Raw genomic sequence first — 15666 nt, 5'->3', positions numbered from 1 at the left:
CGTGCGTCTTACACTGCGCCGGTGGACCCTTTGTCGATCTTGTTGGACGGAGTCAGGGCCAGGGGCGCATTCGTGCTGCGGACCGTCCAGAACCCACCCTGGTCGGTGCAGGTGCGGGACAGGGCACCACTCAGCGTAGTGGCGATCCTGCGAGGGAGGCCCTGGGTTGTGCCCAGCGCTGGCGATGCGGTGCGACTGGACGCAGGCGATATCGCGATCATGCGTGGCCCGGACGCGTTTACCTTCGCCGATAATCCCCGCACTCCGATCCAGGTGGTCGTTCAACCCGGCCCTCGACGGACAACCTCAGCCGGCATGGAGCTGCCCGAGGTCGCGGACATGGGTGTGCGCACCTGGGTCAACGGCAAGCGAACTTGCGACGACGGCGCGGACGGTTCGTCGGTGCTGCTGATAGGCAAGTACCGGGGACGGGGCGAGATCGCTACGCACCTGCTCAGCGCGTTGCCGCCGCTTCTGGTCATCCCCAGGGCCGCCCACGTCGAATCGGCGCTGGTGTCGCTACTCGCTGAGGAGACCGTGCGAAACGAGCCGGGCCAGGATCTCGTGCTCGATCGATTTCTGGATCTTTTGCTGGTCGCGAGCCTCCGCGCATGGTTCTCCCGGCCCGATGCCGAAGCGCCAGCCTGGTACCGAGCCAACGGGGATCCCGTTGTCGGCACCGTCCTGCGGCTCATACACGGCCACCCGGGCCATCCCTGGACGGTGGCCGCGCTCGCCGGGCGGACCGGGGTGTCCCGAGCGACGTTGGCCCGTCGCTTCACCGACCTGATTGGTATGCCACCAATGGCATACCTCGCCGGGTGGCGAATCGACCTGGCCGCCGATCTTCTCAGGGAGTCGGACGCCACGATTGACTCCGTAGCCCGTCAGGTTGGTTATGGCAGCGCATTCGCGCTCAGCACCGCTTTCAAGCGCGCACGCGGGATCAGTCCACAGCGCTATCGCGACCGGACATGACTGCCGGTCCTTGGAGCTTGGGCATCGAGTCGAGACGACCGTGTCCTACGTGGTGAGGTGGACGAGCCGTTTGTAGTAGCACGGGGCTGCGGCAAGTCCGAGAAACGCCAGGCAGTTGCGGGCAATGCGCACGCTCCGGCCCGCGACCAGATCATGAACCGGCGGTGCACAGTCGACTTGGTGACGCCGAAGCACGGCGGCAACGCACGATAGGCACCGCCGGACACCAGCAGGTACACGATGGCCGCGAACACCGGTTCATCAGGTATGTCCTGCGTACCGTCACTCTGCCGACCTTCCTTCGACGGCGGGATCAACGGCTTCGCGATCTCCCACAGCCCGTCCGGAACAATCCAACTTCACGTACCTCGCCCCATACCGAGGTCAACGACGACTCACCACGTAGCACACGGTCTAGGTGTATTGATCACGAGCGTTGTTAACTCCGGCCGGGCTTGATCATGGGCGAAGACCTCCGGTGTGGTGGAGCTATCTAGGACTGCACCGCACGGAGGTCTTCGTGTCCCACCGTGATGCCCGGCTGACCGTTCACGGCAGGCGGCTGCTCATCGAACGTATCTCCGGTGGCCGTCCGGTCGCGCACGTCGCTGCCGAGATGGGCATCTCGCGCGTCACGGCCCACAAATGGATCCGCCGCTGGCGATCCGAGGGCGAACAGGGGCTGCACGACCGCTCCAGCCGTCCGCTGACGACACCCCACCGCGCGTCGGCAGCGGTGGAGACCCGGGTGTGCCGGCTGCGCCGGGACCGCAAACTCGGCCCCCGCCCGCCTCGGCCCCATCCTGGGCCTGCCCGCCTCCACCGTGCACCGCATCCTGGCCCGGCACGGCCTGAACCAGCTGGCATTCATGGACCGGCCCGCGCCGGCAGAAGGCCGTGAACAAGGCCCACGCCCGGATCCGCTGCCGCGGCGAACGCGCCGTCGCCACCCTCAAGACCTGGAAAATCCTGACCAAGCTGCGCTGCAGCCCCTCCCGGACGACCGCAATGGTGCAGGCCATCCTCGTTCTCCACCACGTCGGAAACCCGACCTACCTAAGACTTGTCCCGCAAAAGATCTTCGAGTCGAGCTGGATGGGTCGGCTGCTGTGGAACCCGTTCGCTTATCCGGCGGGGTTGAGGTTGTGCAGGCGGGCTATGCCGAGCATGGCGTGGTGGACGCCGTCGCCCTTGAGACGGCAGTCGCGGAGAATCTTCCAGGTCTTCATTCGGGCGAAAGTGTGCTCGACGCGGGCGCGGACCTGCTTGTGCGAGCGGTTGTGCTCCTGCTTCCAGTCGGGGAGTTCCTCGCCCTTGCGGCGGCGGTGGGGCATGACGAGCCCTGTGCCCGGATAGCCGCCATCGGCGATCGTCATCGTCCTCCCGACAGTGGCTTTGGCGCCGGATTGCTCCCACGCCCTGCAGTCGTTGCGGTTGCCCGCAGAGGCCGGCCGACCACGACGACCCGGCGGGTATCGGCGTCGATGACCACCTGGTGGTTGGTGGAGTATCTGTAGTTCTTGGACTGCTCGGCGATCTGTGGTCTCGGGTGGGTACCAGGGTGCCGTCCACGATGAGCACAGCGCCTCTCGCGAGGCGGCGCCGAGGCTGAAGCGCCAGGAGCGGACCGAGATGGTCAATGATGCGGTCGGCAGCAGACTTGGAGATGCCGAACAGCGGGGGGAGCTGGCGCATCGTCAAGTTTGTGCGCCAGTACGCCGTGACCAGCAGCGTCCTGTCTGCCAGCGGCAGGCTCCACGGCCTGCCCCGGCGGGTGGCGTCGACCCCCTCGCGACGCAGCGCCGTCACCAGTTTCATGAATTGGCGCGGGCTCAGCCCGGAGAACGGGACTATCCAAGACGGCTCCGACGCCGTGATCACACCAGCCACCTCAAGATCATTCCATCGCGGCTGATCCCTCCAGCCCGTGAGGGCAGGGTCCGGACACGAAGGCAAGGACGTCGCGGACCGCTTCGCGCAGGCTGCCGAAGTGACGATGCACGCCGTCCACCGCCGCAGGGGCGTTGACACCCCATACCGTCATCCCGGCACGCAGCCCGGACTCCACCCCGGAAGGGGCGTCCTCGATGACCAGACAGTCCTCTGGTTCGGCACCAAGTCGCGCGGCTGCCTGCAGATACGGCACGGGCGACGGCTTGCCTTCCTCCACGGCGGCCGCATCCACGAGGACCTCCGGGACCGGCAAGCCCGTCCGTGCGAAGCGTCCACGCACCCGGTGCTCATAGTTCGAAGTCACCAGTGCCCAGGACCCGGGCTGCAGAGCACTCAGCAGCTCCGAGGCGCCGCCGAAGGCCGTATAGGCGCCGGAGCGGACGTCCTCGTCCTCCAACTCGTGCAGTGCAGCAAGGCACTCCCAGGGGTCCTGGTCCGGAGCAACCTGAGCGAAGGCCTCCAACGGCCTCGTCCGCAGCGCCACTTGGTAGACCTCATCGGGGTCCAGTCCGTATCGCTCGGCCCACGTTCGCCAAACCAGGCGCTGATTGTCCACGGCGTCGATCAACGTGCCATCAACATCAAACAGGACATACCTCATCGCACCGGACTGGACGGGTTCACTGGTCACGCTTCGATCATGCCACCAGGCCCTGAACAGGCAGTTTGCGGGACAAGTCTTAGTTCAGGTCGGCCCGGGCGGCGTCCCTCAGCCGGATCGGCACCGGATGCCGCCGCCGCTGGGCCTTTCACGACACCGACGTGAGCAGTTGGGTGGAAGGCGCCTTCCACGCGCTGGCCAGGAACAGCCGCTGCTCGCCGAGGCCTGCATCCGCGCCGGCGTCGCCCGGAAAACGCGAACAAGCTGAAGCTGCTGGAGGGTTTCGAGAAGAAGGTCCGCTTCCCGCACAGCATCAGCCAGGCCTAACATCCACTTCCGAGTGGACCGCTTCCCTGTAGTCCCACAAACCACACACGAGGTTCGGAAAGAGAACGACCTCTCGAAGCCGCGCCGCATGGTCCACAGGTGCTCCGCGTGGGCCGGCCGGCACGCTCGTCGTCTCCGGGGAGGACCACCGATGGATCACCCTCGCTCAAGACCACCTCGCTCACGCGTTCCACGTGCCGTTCCAGGGCTTCGCCGGCCGATGCCTGCCGTCCGAAGCGATCCCGGTAGGCGCGATCAATCTCGTGCTCCGCGAGCCATCCGGTGTGGTCTGCAGACAGGTTGTTCCTGGTGCGGGCGGGGCCGATGCACCGGTCCTCATGCCGGGCCGCAGTGGCTTGCGGTCCCTGCGGATGCACGGCGGGAGCGGCTTACAGCGCCCACGCCTCCTTGAACCGGTCGGCGTTCTCCCGGCGCAGGATGCCGCAGTTGCGTACCAGCCCAGGGGCATGCTGGGCCGCATTGATCGCTCTCCGAGCCGCTGAACCAGATGCTCCTGAGCCGTTCGTCAAAGCCTCGTTGAGTGCGGTGAGAGTGTCGGCAACCGACAGGGCCGTTTCAACGTCCAGGAAGTCGTGGATCCCGTCCCGGCTTCGGGATGCGTATCCAGCGCTCATGGCAGTACGCATATGTCCGTACTGAATAGCGAGTGCGACCAGGCCGCCGGGACGCCTTGCTATATGCCAGGCCAGGGTCCGGCGGAAACGCGATACCCCGACCGCTCCGTACTTGTCGGCGGGGATCACCTCATGGGGACGCCCAAAACGCTTGGCAAGGTCCGAAGCCCACATGGTGAATTTTTCGATCCTCTTGTTCATCGTTTCCGGTATGACGCCGCCGAACAAATATCCCCCTGGGGTCAGGTGTTCAACGATGCGAATGGCATTGACTACAGGTTCAATTGCTACCCACGGAACATCGCGCAAGACGCCTTGAGGGACGTGATTCCCCTCGTCGTCGATTGGCGTCTTGAAAACACGGCTGTAGATCAGATGCCGTCCTGACTCCGGATCGGGACAACATCCCTTTTCGAGTGCCTGAACTTCACGGGGGCGCATTCCGGTCAGGTACGAGACCGCTATGTAAGCGGCAGTGATCAGATGCCGCCTGAGGGCCTCCACCTCCGAGTAGTCGATGAATTCCGTCCATGGAAGTCCATCTATGTGTCCAACTACCTCGGTGAGGACTGGAGCTGGCCCGCTGGCAGACAGAAGATGATCCCTCCAAGGGCCTTCGACAACCTGACGGTGGACCTGGCGGATCGATGCACCTGTCACGAAGGAGATGTACTTTGCCGCGAGGCCGCTGCGGTTTCCGGCGGCCATACTAAGGGGTGTCCCGTAACTGCTGGTCACGGCTGAGATGATCTTGGTGTGGCTGGTGTGATCACGGCGTCGGAGCCGTCCTAATCCGGTGATAACAACAGCCTCGAGGAAGGTGCGTCCCAACCGTGCTGTTCGAGCAGTGAACGATGATCGCGGTGGCGGTCACGTGGGTGCCGGGCTGACGCCTTGAGCCGTCCGGCCTGTGGATGGCTCACCGCAACCGCGTCACCGCCACAACGGCGTGCCGGTCGTCCCGGCCAGCACCTCCACTGCCAGGTCGATGACCACGACCGTGTACGGCTCACCCGTTCCCAGACGGGTCGTGTGCCCCGGCCGGGACCTGGGCAGCCAACCGTGCACCCATTGCACGTCCTCGTGGCGCCTATGAAAGTCACGTGCCGCCCACGTTGCCAGCCAGAGATGATGTGGAGCAGGTGACCAGACTGCAGGAACGGAGGGTCCACATGGAGCAGTTGGAGCTAATCGTCGTGCAGCTCGAAGAGGCCAAGGGCATGATCGAGAAAGGGCGCGTAGCCCACCTGAGGCTGGCGTTCATACTCCTGGACAGCGTGACGGAGCTGATCCTTCATCGGACGGTGCGATCCGAGCTCTGGGACCAGGAGATGCTCATTGGACTGTTGTCCACGTACAAGCAGCTGGCGGCCCATGGAAGCGCAAAGGCAGCTACTGAGGTCGCAGCAATCGAGGCCAGGATCATTCCGAAATCCGAGCTAAACAAGATCGACCGCAACTTCGACGCCAAGGTGGCCCTTCTTGTCGAACGTGGGATCTTGGACGCTGACCTAGGCCCAGTCTTGGAGAAACTGCACAAGTACCGCAACGAGATGTACCACCGCGACAAACTGAGGCGCGAAGTCATCAAGCCTGCCACCCTGATCTACTTTGACTCCGCATGCACCGCCCTGAACGCATACCGTCACCTATACACGCTGTACGGCTCTCCCTCTGAACTGGGCCCGGAGCTCAAGAGGTACGCCGTGGCCGATGGTCCGCTCGGCCTCGTGGGGCAGGACCTTCCGCAGAGGATCGCCGCGCAGCTTCGCCGCGAAGTAGGACTCGACCTGCCCCAAGTGCGCAGTGCACTCGTCCAATACCTGCATGCTCGCCTAGATGAGATGAGGGATGGACTCACGTTCATCGAGGACAACCTTGGCGTTCCGCACCTCGTGCGCGGGGATGCCCTGCGCCTAGTGCAGGCGAACCTCACGGCGACGACAACCCTCGAACAGGTTCGCGGACGAAAGTATCCGTACTCCAAGGCGGACCTGGAGCGGTGGCGAAGTCTGGTGTCCGCACTGGAGTCAATCGATGACAAACACCAGCTTGTGCGCGAGTACGCCGGCGTTGAAGACGCCTTTGAGCCCTTCGAGCAGAAGGTCGAGAAGGCAGTGACGGACCTCGATCGGCACCTCTCGCTCCAAGGCGACATCGCTCGCGGCAAATAACAGGACCTCAACAATTCACGAGCGGCGCCTGAGGGCCCGGCACTATCGTGACTGGGATGAGCTGGTCACTTAGCCTCTTGGCGCCCCGGGAAACGGAACTGCTCGACGCGTTTTCCTCTCAGTAGGACGGGCGCTTCACCTCGCGAACGCCTACGAGGATGAGTGCCAGTACGTACTACGAGTAGGCAACTTGATCACCGCCCACCAGGCAGACCCGGCCCTGACCCTGGAACAGGCCATCGCCGCAGCGCCAGCGGACAAGCTACTGGGCGGCACCCTGCACACTCTGGCCGCCCACGCGATGGGCCAGACCATGGATATGGACACCCTCCACAAGGCCAGGGAAGCCCGGAACTTCATCGCGCACGAGGGTGCCTCGATCGGGCACATCTGGTCCGCGAACAGCGACCGCACCTGCGGCATGCCGTCAAACTGCGGGCCGCCGTAAAGGACCTTGCGCACGGCGACAACGTCATCTCGCAGTGGTGCCACGGGCTGGAGGAGCGGCACGAACTCCCGCCCGCGGACTGGATCAAGCGTTACCCTGAGACCGTCGACACCTGGGTCTTCGGCAGCCTGCGCGCTCTGCTCCCCGTCGAGCAACTGGAACGGGGCTCGGACTCCCAGACGTCGGCGTAGATCAATCTCGTCTAGCTCCCCGCGCGTCCTCGTCTGGTCATGCTCCAGTCCCGCCAGGGCACGGACCTGACGGTGTTGGGCCGGGATACAGGCCAGGGGGGGACCGCGTGTACCTCGTCGATGCTCGGCCGTCCGTAGTTCGTCGTTGTTACCGATGACTCGATCCCTGGTGCGGCTCAGTTGGCCACGTCCATGCGCTGTGTGCCGATGACCGACAGCAGCCGCAGGGCCTCCTCGGAGGGCGAGCCCGGGGCCGCGGTGTAGATCACGACCTGCTGGTCCCGCTCGGTGACGTCGAGGACGTCGCAGTTGACGGTGACCGGGCCGACCAGCGGGTGCTGGAAGGTCTTGCACAGGGTGGGTTCGGCGCGCACGTCGTGGGAGGCCCACAGCCGGGTGAACTCCTTGCTGCCGGAGAGAAGGTCACCCACCAGCTCGTTCATCTCGGGATCGTCGGGGTAACGGGCGGCGGCGGCGCGCAGGCGCTGCGCCGAGTTGCGGGCGAACGCGTCCGCGTCCGACACCCCGTACAACCGCCTCCCCTGCGGATGCGGCCCGAGGAACACACGGCGCACCAGGTTGCGGTCACGCCGCGGCAGGGCTGAGAAGTCCTCCATCAGGGCGGCCGCCAGATCGTTCCAGGCGATCACCTCGAACGTCGCGGACGTCACGATCGCGGCGGCCTGCGGCAGCCGGCGGAGCAGGTCGAGAATGCTCTGCCGCACCTCGCGGGAGGGTCCGGGCAGCGGGCCCGGCGGTGCGCCGGCGAGGTGGTGGAGATGGTCGCGCTCGGCGTCGGACAGGCGCAGGGCCCGGGCCAGCTGGGCCAGCACCTCGCGTGACGGGCGCGGGCCGCGGGCCTGCTCCAGCCGCGTGTAGTACTCGGTCGAGATGAACGCCAGCTGCGCCGCCTCCTCGCGGCGCAGCCCCGGGGTGCGGCGGCGCGGCCCGGTGGGCAGGCCAACGTCGGCCGGGGTGATCCGCTCGCGCCTGCTGCGCAGGAAGGCCGCCAGTTCTCGTCTGTCCACACACCCCAGTGTGCGCGGGGGTCGCGGAGCCTATCCAGGTACCGCCAGTGCCTGGATAGGCTCCGCGAACGGTCGCAGGCTCGCTGCCATGGACAACACACCGACCACCGACACGTCCGCCCCCGCCGCCCAGGGCCTGCTGGCCGGCAAGGTCGCCTTCATCACCGGTGCCGGGCGCGGTATCGGCGCCGCCGCGGCGCGGCTGTTCGCCCGGGAGGGCGCCCGGGTGCTGCTCGCGGCCCGTACGGAGGCACAGTTGAAGGCGGTGACCGAGGAAGTCCGGGCGGCCGGCGGCACGGCGGACTACGTGGTGTGCGATCTGGCCGACGCGGCCGGCGTGCGCGCCGCCGTAGACCGGACCGTGGACCTGTACGGCCGACTCGACGTCGCCTTCAACAACGGCGCGACGATCCAGACCCCGGGCCCCATGGACCAGTTGCCGGAGACCGACTTCGACCACGTCTACGCCGTGAACCTCAAGGGCGTCTGGCTGGCCATGGTCGCCCAGATCGCCGCCATCCGCGCCACCGCCGGGACGGGCGCCATCGTCAACAACTCATCCGTCGGCAGCCTGAGGGGGAACCCCGAACTCCCCGCCTATGGCGCCATGAAGCGGGCGGTCAACAGCCTCACCGAATCAGCCGCGGTCACCTACGGCCCGGAAGGCATCCGCGTCAACGCCATCGCCCCCGGCAACACCGCGACCGAGATGATCCGTACCTGGGAAGCGGATTCGCCCGGTCTCGTCGAGCGGCTCAAGGCGCTCACCCCGCTGCGCCGCGCGGCCGACCCCGACGAAATCGCCCAGGCCGCCGCCTGGCTGCTCAGCGACCGCTCCTCCTACGTGACCGGCACGGTCCTGCGAGTCGACGGCGGCGCGCGAGCCTGAGCCGACGATGCCGCCGCACTCTCGTCAGTCCTGACTCCGACGCTGTGGGGCGTCCCCCTGGGGCCAACTGCGGTACTCAAAGTGGCCAACTAGCGCGTGCTCAGTCACACGTCCAGAGATAGTTGGCCCCGTTCAGCGATAGACAGCCGCCCGTGCCTGCTTGGCCACCCGTTACCACGTCTACGAGGAGCGGAGCGCCCTGGAGGGTTTGTCAAGTCGTACTGGCCGAAGGTGACTTGAGCGGGTCGGAACGGCCATAGCGGCAACGTGGTCGAGATCCTCATAGCCGCGTTCAGCTCGCTCGTCGCCCTGGGGGCGCTCGTGATGAGCATCATGGCTCATAGGCATCAAGTGACGCGAGCGGCGGCCCTGGATGTTCGTGAGGGGCGGGTCGAAGCCCGGGAACTAGCTGTGGACCTGCGCGAGCAACGCGTCCAGGCTTCAATGATCGAAATTCGCACCAGCGCGTCCCAATCATCGCTACATGAAGGCTGGGTGACGCCACGGTTGGACATCGTGAATCCGAGCAATCAGCCCATCCTGGTCCGAGGTGCGAGTTGTCGCGGTGAGGAGATGCCCGACGTTTCCGGGTTGGTTAGCTCAGGTACCACACGGTCCTTTCCTTTGCCGCCGTCGGAGAACGGTGGCCAGCCAGCCCTCATGCTGCACCACATCGCCATCGTCTTCACCGACGCCGGAGGAACTCGGTGGCGCCGAGATGGCGACGGCGGCCTGCGGAGGGGAGAGCCGAGAGCGGGTGGCGAGTGGGCGTGGACGGAGCGAGAGGATCCGGTCATCACGGAGTCGAGGGCGAACAGCTACTACCCCGCGCCTCCCACAGGTCTCTCCCGTGGCCCTGGGCGTCGCCGAGTCCTCGTACCTGCATTGGCGCTTGCTGTATTGGTGACTGTGGCGATCATCGAGGCGACAGCGGTCGTACACCGCTAGCTGTATGAGGGCTCGACGTTGGTGACGCTCTCGCGGAGGCGTGCTGCTGGCGGCTTTCCGGCGGCAGCACTATGCGGCCGGTGGTAGTTGTAGTGGATGTTCCACACTGCGATCGCGGCTGACCGGGCATCCTCACTGGTGAACTCGCGGGCGTAGAGGACTTCCTCGGCCATGATTCGCTGGTAGCGCTCCACCTTCCCGTTGTGCCGAGGTGTGTATGGCTTGGTTCTCTGATGCCGGGTGCCTTGCCCGACGATGCGGGCGAAGTCGCCGGAGCGGTAGCAAGCGCCATTGTCGGTGACGACCCGGTGGATGTGGTTGATGCCGTGGGCGGCGAACCAGACCTTCGCCCGGGCGAGGAAAGCAGCAGCCGTCGCGCCCTTCTCATCGCCCAGCGGTTCTGTGTAGGCGAGCCGTGAGAAACCATCGACGACGGAGTGCAGGTAGACGTAGCCACGCTTCGCCCCGGCCGACTTCGCCCGACTAGCGACCTTGGCCTGATCGCTGTCCCGGCCGTGGATCCGCCACCCGCCGCCATCAGGGATCCGGCCGACCTTCTTCACATCCAGGTGCACCATGTGTCCGGGCCAGCGGACGATGATCTTCCCCGGCTTCCGGTTGTTCTCACCGCCTGGATCGATGAAGCGGCGTTCGCCGAGGCCGAGCCGGGTCAGGTGTCGGCTGACAGTTCGCCGGTTGATCACAAAACCTATACTCACAAGTTCGTCGTTGATCCGTTGCGCGGACCACTTGTGCTCGCGGCGCCAGGACTCGATCTGCTCGATGACCCATGCTGGAGTCGCGTTCGGACTCCCGTGCGGACTCGGCGGCCGGTCTTGCAATCCCGCATCACCGTGTAGCCGCCAGCGATTTACCCACTTGCTGGCGCATGCGCGAGAGATGCCCATCTCAGCGGCGACGTGGGCGATGGGACGTGTCTGGCACCGCTTCACGAGCCGCCTACGGCCCTCGACGCTCAGGGGCGCATTCGCGTGGGGCACTCGTCGTCCTCTCGAAGTCAGACGACGGCAGGCGCGACACCTATCGTGCGCGCCTGCCGCATTGCGGCCTTTCAGTCCTGCGGTGCGACGCGGATACGGTTCCCGTCAAGATCGGCTGCGAGGAAGGTCAGCCCGAACCCCGCATCATGAGGCTCGCGCAGGATCGTGACCCCCTTGGAATTCCACTGCTCAAAGGTCGCGTTGAGCTCGTCGGGTCCACCGTCGATGGCCAGGCAAACCTCACTGGTGCGCGGGACGTCCGGTGACAGATCCTCGAACTGGCCAGACCACAGAGCGAGGTCAGCGCCTGGCCCGAGGTCGAAGGTGATGTATCCCGAAGTCTCGAACGAGGGGCTCATGCCGAGGAGGTCGCCGTAGAAACGAGCTGCGGCGGGAGCGTCGTTCACGTAGACGATGGACACGACGGATGTGGTCATGGTTTTTCCTTCTCACCGGTCGTAGGTACGCATCCACCAGCCTGACCGGGATATGCGCCGCATCGTGTCGCAATTCCTGAAAAAATTGGTGTGTGACCCCAGATCGCTTCTTCACCCTGATGCTGCTCCTCAAATCGAGGGATGCCGTGACCACACAGGAACTTGCCTCAGCGCTCGGAGTGTCCCTTCGAACCATCACCCGAGACCTGAACTGGCTCCGCGACGCCGGTCTGCCGGTGACCGCACACCGGGGCCGCCTCGGAGGCGTGACCATGCTGCCCGGGGCCGGGCTCGACCTCACGCGACTCACACCGGGCGAGCGTGATCATCTGTCGCTCACTGGGCTGGATGAGAAGCAACGTGCGGAGCTCAACGCATCGGTCGAAAGCCAGCGCGCGCTCTCCAAGATCGTCGCTACACAGCCACGTCGAGTTGATGAGCTCTTGCCGCTCACCGACGTAGTGCACGTGGACAGCCGTCCCTGGCGTCAGGCACGAGCTTCCGGCACGACTCCGGCTTCGCTGATCGGCGCAGTGCGGCGAGGTCGCCGGCTACGGATCGAGTACGACAGCCCACGCGAGTCATGCCCACGCGACCTGGTCGTGGATCCCTACGGGCTGTTCGCCAAGGCCGGCATCTGGTACCTCGTCGCCGACTGTGCCCGAGTGCCACGGATGTACCGACTCGAACGGATCACGACGTGGAAAGAAGTCGACCAGCCACGACGGATCCGCGAGAGCCAGACCCTGGCCACCGTCGCTGCAGCGCTCATTGATCAGTGGGAGCACAACCACGCGATAGAGGTCAGCGCCACCATCGACCAGACCCAGATCGAGCGAGCGCAACGGATCTTTGGCCAACGACTCGTCCCGGACGACCATGAAGAATCCGCCACCGGCCGCAAGGTAACGATCCGCTTCCTCGATCTGGAGGACGTGCGAGCACTACTGCCGTTCGGGAATGCCATCACTGTGCACGGCCCCACCGAAGCCAGGGCTCACCTCCGCGACCTCGCCACCAATCTGGCCCACCACTATGCGCCGTCACCAACGTCCTGACCCGCAACACCTAGTGATGAGTTTTCGCGCCCGCACCCGTCACACCTACGACGGGACACGACGAGGCGGAAGGATGACGTGATGAGTGCGGACATGCGGCTGGAGGAGCTGGGCGTGAGCGGGCTGGGCGAGGTCGACGAGCCGGCGTTCTCGGGGCTGGCGGAGCGGCACCGGCGGGAGCTGCACGTGCACTGCTACCGGATGCTCGGGTCGTTCGAGGACGCCGAGGACACCGTGCAGGAAACGTTCCTCCGTGCCTGGCGGCGGCGGGAGACCTTCGAGGGGCGGTCGACGTTCCGGGCCTGGCTGTACCGGATCGCCACCAACGCCTGCCTGGACCTGCTCGCCAAGTCCCGCCCGGAGCCTGCGACCGGCGGCGAGGTGCTGTGGCTGCAGCCCTACCCGGACCGGCTGCTCGACGAGCTGCCCGCGGGCGACGCGGACGAGCCGGAGACCGTCGCCGTCGCGCGGGAGACGATCGAGCTGGCGTACCTGGTCGCAGTCCAGCACCTCGCGCCGCGCCCGCGGGCCGTGCTGATCCTGCGGGACGTGCTCGGCTGGCCGGCGAAGGACGTCGCGGAGCTCCTCGGGGACTCCGTCAACTCCGTGAACAGCGCGCTGCAGCGGGCCCGCGCCGGCATGCGGGAGCGCCTGCCCGCCGAGCGTCAGGACTGGACCGGCGGCGAACAGGACGCCGGGACGCGCGAGCTGGTGCGCCGCTTCACCGACGCCAGCGTGGCCACGGACGTCGACGGCCTCGCGGCCATGCTGCGGGACGACGTCCGGTGCTCGATGCCGCCCACGCCGGGCCTGTACGTCGGCCGCGACGCGGTGGTGAACGACTGGGTCGAGAGCGGCTTCGAGGGTATGAAGGGCCTGCGCGCCGTCCTCACCTCCGTGAACCGGCAGCCCGCCGTCGCCTTCTACCTCTGGCGGAAGCGGGAGGGCGCGTACCTGCCGCTGACGATCGACGTCCTGCGGATCACCGGCGGGGCGATCACCGAGATCGTCACTTTCCACGACGACCAGTTCCCGCGGCTCGGGCTGCCGGAGCGCCTGCCGGCGGACGGCACGGAGTAGTCCCGGTGTGGACGCTCGCGCTGCGCGGTGGCGCGCGTGTCGCGGTGGTCGCGGCGGAGTGGTACGACGCGTTCGGCGTCGTCACCCGCGGGCGGGTGCAGCTGGAGTTGCGCGACGGCGAGCCCGGGCCGGTCCTCGGACGCGACGCCGGGTTCTGGCTCCGCGGCACCGGCGTCCGCGCTCTGCGGAACCCCGGCCGCCGCACGGCGAGGGTGCGCATCGTCACCCCCAGGGCCAGGACCGTCACATGCCAGTCAACACCCCGTACGCCAGTTACCGAATGACGGAGGAACGACATGAACAGCATGGATGACACCGGGGTCGGCGCAGGCCCGGCATCGGGCCGGACCAGACACACCCACCGACTCCGCGGGCTCGCCGGCACCGGATTCATCGCCACGCTCGCAGCGATGGTGGCCACCACCCTCGCCGCTGCGCTTGCCCAGGCCGTTGGCGTCGACTTTGAGGTCCCCGATGGTGGCGAGACGATCCCGTTGTCCGGGTTCGCCGTGGTGACCGGCTTCTTCTCGGTCGTGGGCATCGTCATTGCCGTCGCTCTTCTTCGTTGGAGCGCTCGCCCCGCCGAGCGATTCGTGTGGACGGCAGTGTCGCTGACGGCGATCTCGTTGGTCCCGCCCCTCCTCTGCGGGGCAAACACCGCCACCACCACCGCCCTCCTCGGGCTACACCTCGTCCCTGCGACGGTGATGATCCCCACCCTGGCCCGGAGCCTCCGCACCCGGACCGATTGACGATCCGCAACGGGACAACGCGCGGCGCAAGGGCGTGCGCGAGCGCACTAACGTGGCCCCCGGTGCTGCCACCCTCCATTCCAGGTTCCTTTTCTTGGTCAATTCGAAAGCTGAGTCGAGGGTGCGAAGAAGCACAGGGCACCTTGCGGGATGAAGACCAAACGCCACCCGCTTCTGTCGGGGCGCACCGGGTACCCCGGTCGCGTTCACCTGGCCGACCCCGCCGTCGCGCGCCTCCCACGTGGATTCGGCTCCTGCGCGGCGGCTTGAGCCGGGATCTACCCTCTCTCGGGTCGACGTCAGGCTCAAGCCGGGACAGGACGCGCTCGCAGCCGAGCCCTGACACCTACGCCTGCGGGAGGCTTCCACGCCGTAGCCGGCGGGGCAGGGAACGCTGTTTGTGACGTGGGAGGTTGGAAAAGGCTCATTGTGTTAGCCGTTGTAAGTGCTACCCAAAACCGTCGACAAACTTACTCTCTTTCAGGCTTTGGCTCAATTTCTGTCGAGCGGACACACTGGGTAATAGGCGCCCCGATCTCTAAGCGCCTGATCGTTGCGTCACGTCTACCAATCGGCGGCCTGAAGTACTCGTATGGCGATGTCCTGAACCGGCCGGCTGTCCGTCGGGATACGAACGGTGCCCGCTGGAGCCTCCTCGTCCAGATGCCGTGCCATCCGCAGGCTCCGCTCGATATGAGCGTGTAGCTGGGATCCGATTTCCCGTTGGGCGAGCCGCTGTCGCACGGTGGCTTCAGCTGCCGTGAGCAGAATACGTGTGACTGTGATTTCGCCGCCGCACATGGCCCGGCTGACCATGGGCCCTTCCAGGACACTCACCGTGTTGGTATAGATCAGCCGGTGCTGACCAAGAGCCGCGTAGTTCGACCAGACCGCGGCAATGTTCCGTTCGGTGATCGTTGTGCGGTGAGGATCGTCGTCGGGTGCGGGATGGATTTGGTCCATGTAGTCCCCTTCGATCAGACAGTGCGCTGTCCCGTTCTCCTGCAATGCTGCGGACACCTCCCATGCGACAGTCGTCTTCCCGACGCCCGCACCACCGCCAATGAGCAACAGTTCGTAAGCAGTCATGGCTCGTCAGCCTGGCGGAACCCGGACTACCTCAGCATGTGGTTTTGATTGGGGGCCAGCCCAGTGCATCCGGCAGG

The 15666-nt window shown here is 66.1% G+C and carries 16 protein-coding genes and 3 pseudogenes; 10 read left to right on the top strand and 9 right to left on the bottom strand.

Annotated features, from left to right (window positions below; translation table 11 throughout):
* Positions 1–21 precede the first annotated feature (21 nt).
* Positions 22–978, top strand: a complete 957-nt coding sequence (locus tag FE633_RS20260; protein ID WP_171060043.1) for an AraC family transcriptional regulator — start codon at positions 22–24, stop codon at positions 976–978.
* Between the two features lie 134 nt (positions 979–1112).
* Here the strand turns inward: FE633_RS20260 and FE633_RS20255 are convergent.
* A pseudogene (locus tag FE633_RS20255) lies at positions 1113–1331 on the bottom strand (transposase); the annotation flags it as partial.
* A 125-nt stretch (positions 1332–1456) separates the two neighbouring features.
* On the opposite strand from FE633_RS20255, the gene FE633_RS20250 reads away from it, so the two are divergent.
* Positions 1457–1879: a leucine zipper domain-containing protein gene (locus FE633_RS20250; protein ID WP_425473196.1), complete on the top strand. Its 423-nt coding sequence runs from the start codon at positions 1457–1459 to the stop codon at positions 1877–1879.
* Positions 1861–2019, top strand: a pseudogene (locus FE633_RS48485) (transposase family protein); the annotation flags it as partial. The gene FE633_RS20250 and the pseudogene FE633_RS48485, both read left to right, overlap by 19 nt.
* Before the next feature lie 83 nt (positions 2020–2102).
* Here the strand turns inward: FE633_RS48485 and FE633_RS20240 are convergent.
* The 4 genes and pseudogenes from FE633_RS20240 to FE633_RS49260 form a co-directional block, all read right to left on the bottom strand.
* Positions 2103–2868 (bottom strand): annotated as a pseudogene (locus FE633_RS20240) (transposase).
* 7 nt (positions 2869–2875) lie between these two features.
* Complete coding sequence (locus tag FE633_RS20235) at positions 2876–3562, bottom strand: HAD-IA family hydrolase (protein ID WP_171060042.1); 687 nt, start codon at positions 3560–3562, stop codon at positions 2876–2878.
* Positions 3563–4248: 686 nt separating this feature from the next.
* Positions 4249–5232 (bottom strand): hypothetical protein, encoded by a 984-nt coding sequence (locus FE633_RS20230; protein WP_138046581.1) that lies wholly within the window; start codon positions 5230–5232, stop codon positions 4249–4251.
* A 195-nt stretch (positions 5233–5427) separates the two neighbouring features.
* Positions 5428–5562: a hypothetical protein gene (locus tag FE633_RS49260; protein WP_281291220.1), complete on the bottom strand. Its 135-nt coding sequence runs from the start codon at positions 5560–5562 to the stop codon at positions 5428–5430.
* A gap of 104 nt (positions 5563–5666) precedes the next feature.
* Between FE633_RS49260 and FE633_RS20225 the strand changes: the two genes are divergently transcribed.
* Entirely contained in the window at positions 5667–6668 is a 1002-nt protein-coding gene (locus FE633_RS20225) for a hypothetical protein (RefSeq protein ID WP_138046580.1), read from the top strand.
* A gap of 190 nt (positions 6669–6858) precedes the next feature.
* Positions 6859–7116, top strand: coding sequence for a hypothetical protein (locus FE633_RS20220; protein WP_138046579.1), 258 nt, complete (start codon positions 6859–6861; stop codon positions 7114–7116).
* A gap of 367 nt (positions 7117–7483) precedes the next feature.
* On the opposite strand, the gene FE633_RS20215 is transcribed toward FE633_RS20220, so the two are convergent.
* Complete coding sequence (locus FE633_RS20215) at positions 7484–8335, bottom strand: helix-turn-helix transcriptional regulator (RefSeq protein WP_138046578.1); 852 nt, start codon at positions 8333–8335, stop codon at positions 7484–7486.
* A gap of 88 nt (positions 8336–8423) precedes the next feature.
* On the opposite strand from FE633_RS20215, the gene FE633_RS20210 reads away from it, so the two are divergent.
* Positions 8424–9224 (top strand): SDR family NAD(P)-dependent oxidoreductase, encoded by an 801-nt coding sequence (locus tag FE633_RS20210; RefSeq protein WP_138046577.1) that lies wholly within the window; start codon positions 8424–8426, stop codon positions 9222–9224.
* A gap of 944 nt (positions 9225–10168) precedes the next feature.
* Here FE633_RS20210 and FE633_RS20205 read toward each other — a convergent pair.
* Both FE633_RS20205 and FE633_RS20200 read right to left on the bottom strand, forming a co-directional pair.
* Positions 10169–11173, bottom strand: a complete 1005-nt coding sequence (locus FE633_RS20205) for an IS481 family transposase (RefSeq protein WP_138046576.1) — start codon at positions 11171–11173, stop codon at positions 10169–10171.
* A 71-nt stretch (positions 11174–11244) separates the two neighbouring features.
* Positions 11245–11610 carry a VOC family protein gene (locus FE633_RS20200; protein WP_138046575.1) on the bottom strand — a complete coding sequence of 122 codons (366 nt, stop codon included), beginning with the start codon at positions 11608–11610 and terminating at the stop codon, positions 11245–11247.
* Between the two features lie 92 nt (positions 11611–11702).
* On the opposite strand from FE633_RS20200, the gene FE633_RS20195 reads away from it, so the two are divergent.
* The 4 genes from FE633_RS20195 (at position 11703) to FE633_RS20180 (ending at position 14500) form a co-directional block, all read left to right on the top strand.
* Positions 11703–12668 carry a helix-turn-helix transcriptional regulator gene (locus FE633_RS20195; protein WP_138046574.1) on the top strand — a complete coding sequence of 322 codons (966 nt, stop codon included), beginning with the start codon at positions 11703–11705 and terminating at the stop codon, positions 12666–12668.
* Between the two features lie 81 nt (positions 12669–12749).
* A complete protein-coding gene (locus FE633_RS20190; RefSeq protein ID WP_138046573.1) occupies positions 12750–13748 on the top strand; it encodes an RNA polymerase subunit sigma-70 in 999 nt (332 codons plus the stop codon).
* A 5-nt stretch (positions 13749–13753) separates the two neighbouring features.
* The gene (locus tag FE633_RS20185) at positions 13754–14032 is read left to right on the top strand and encodes a hypothetical protein (protein ID WP_138046572.1); all 279 of its coding nucleotides are present in this window, start codon (positions 13754–13756) and stop codon (positions 14030–14032) included.
* Positions 14033–14053: 21 nt separating this feature from the next.
* Positions 14054–14500, top strand: a complete 447-nt coding sequence (locus FE633_RS20180) for a DUF6069 family protein (RefSeq protein WP_212747245.1) — start codon at positions 14054–14056, stop codon at positions 14498–14500.
* Positions 14501–15064: 564 nt separating this feature from the next.
* Here the strand turns inward: FE633_RS20180 and FE633_RS20175 are convergent.
* Positions 15065–15589 carry a P-loop NTPase family protein gene (locus tag FE633_RS20175; protein WP_138046570.1) on the bottom strand — a complete coding sequence of 175 codons (525 nt, stop codon included), beginning with the start codon at positions 15587–15589 and terminating at the stop codon, positions 15065–15067.
* Positions 15590–15666: the final 77 nt, after the last annotated feature.

It is taken from the genome of Streptomyces montanus (assembly GCF_005786655.1).
Taxonomy (GTDB): domain Bacteria; phylum Actinomycetota; class Actinomycetes; order Streptomycetales; family Streptomycetaceae; genus Streptomyces; species Streptomyces sporangiiformans.
This window is presented reverse-complemented; position numbering and strand designations above follow the sequence as displayed.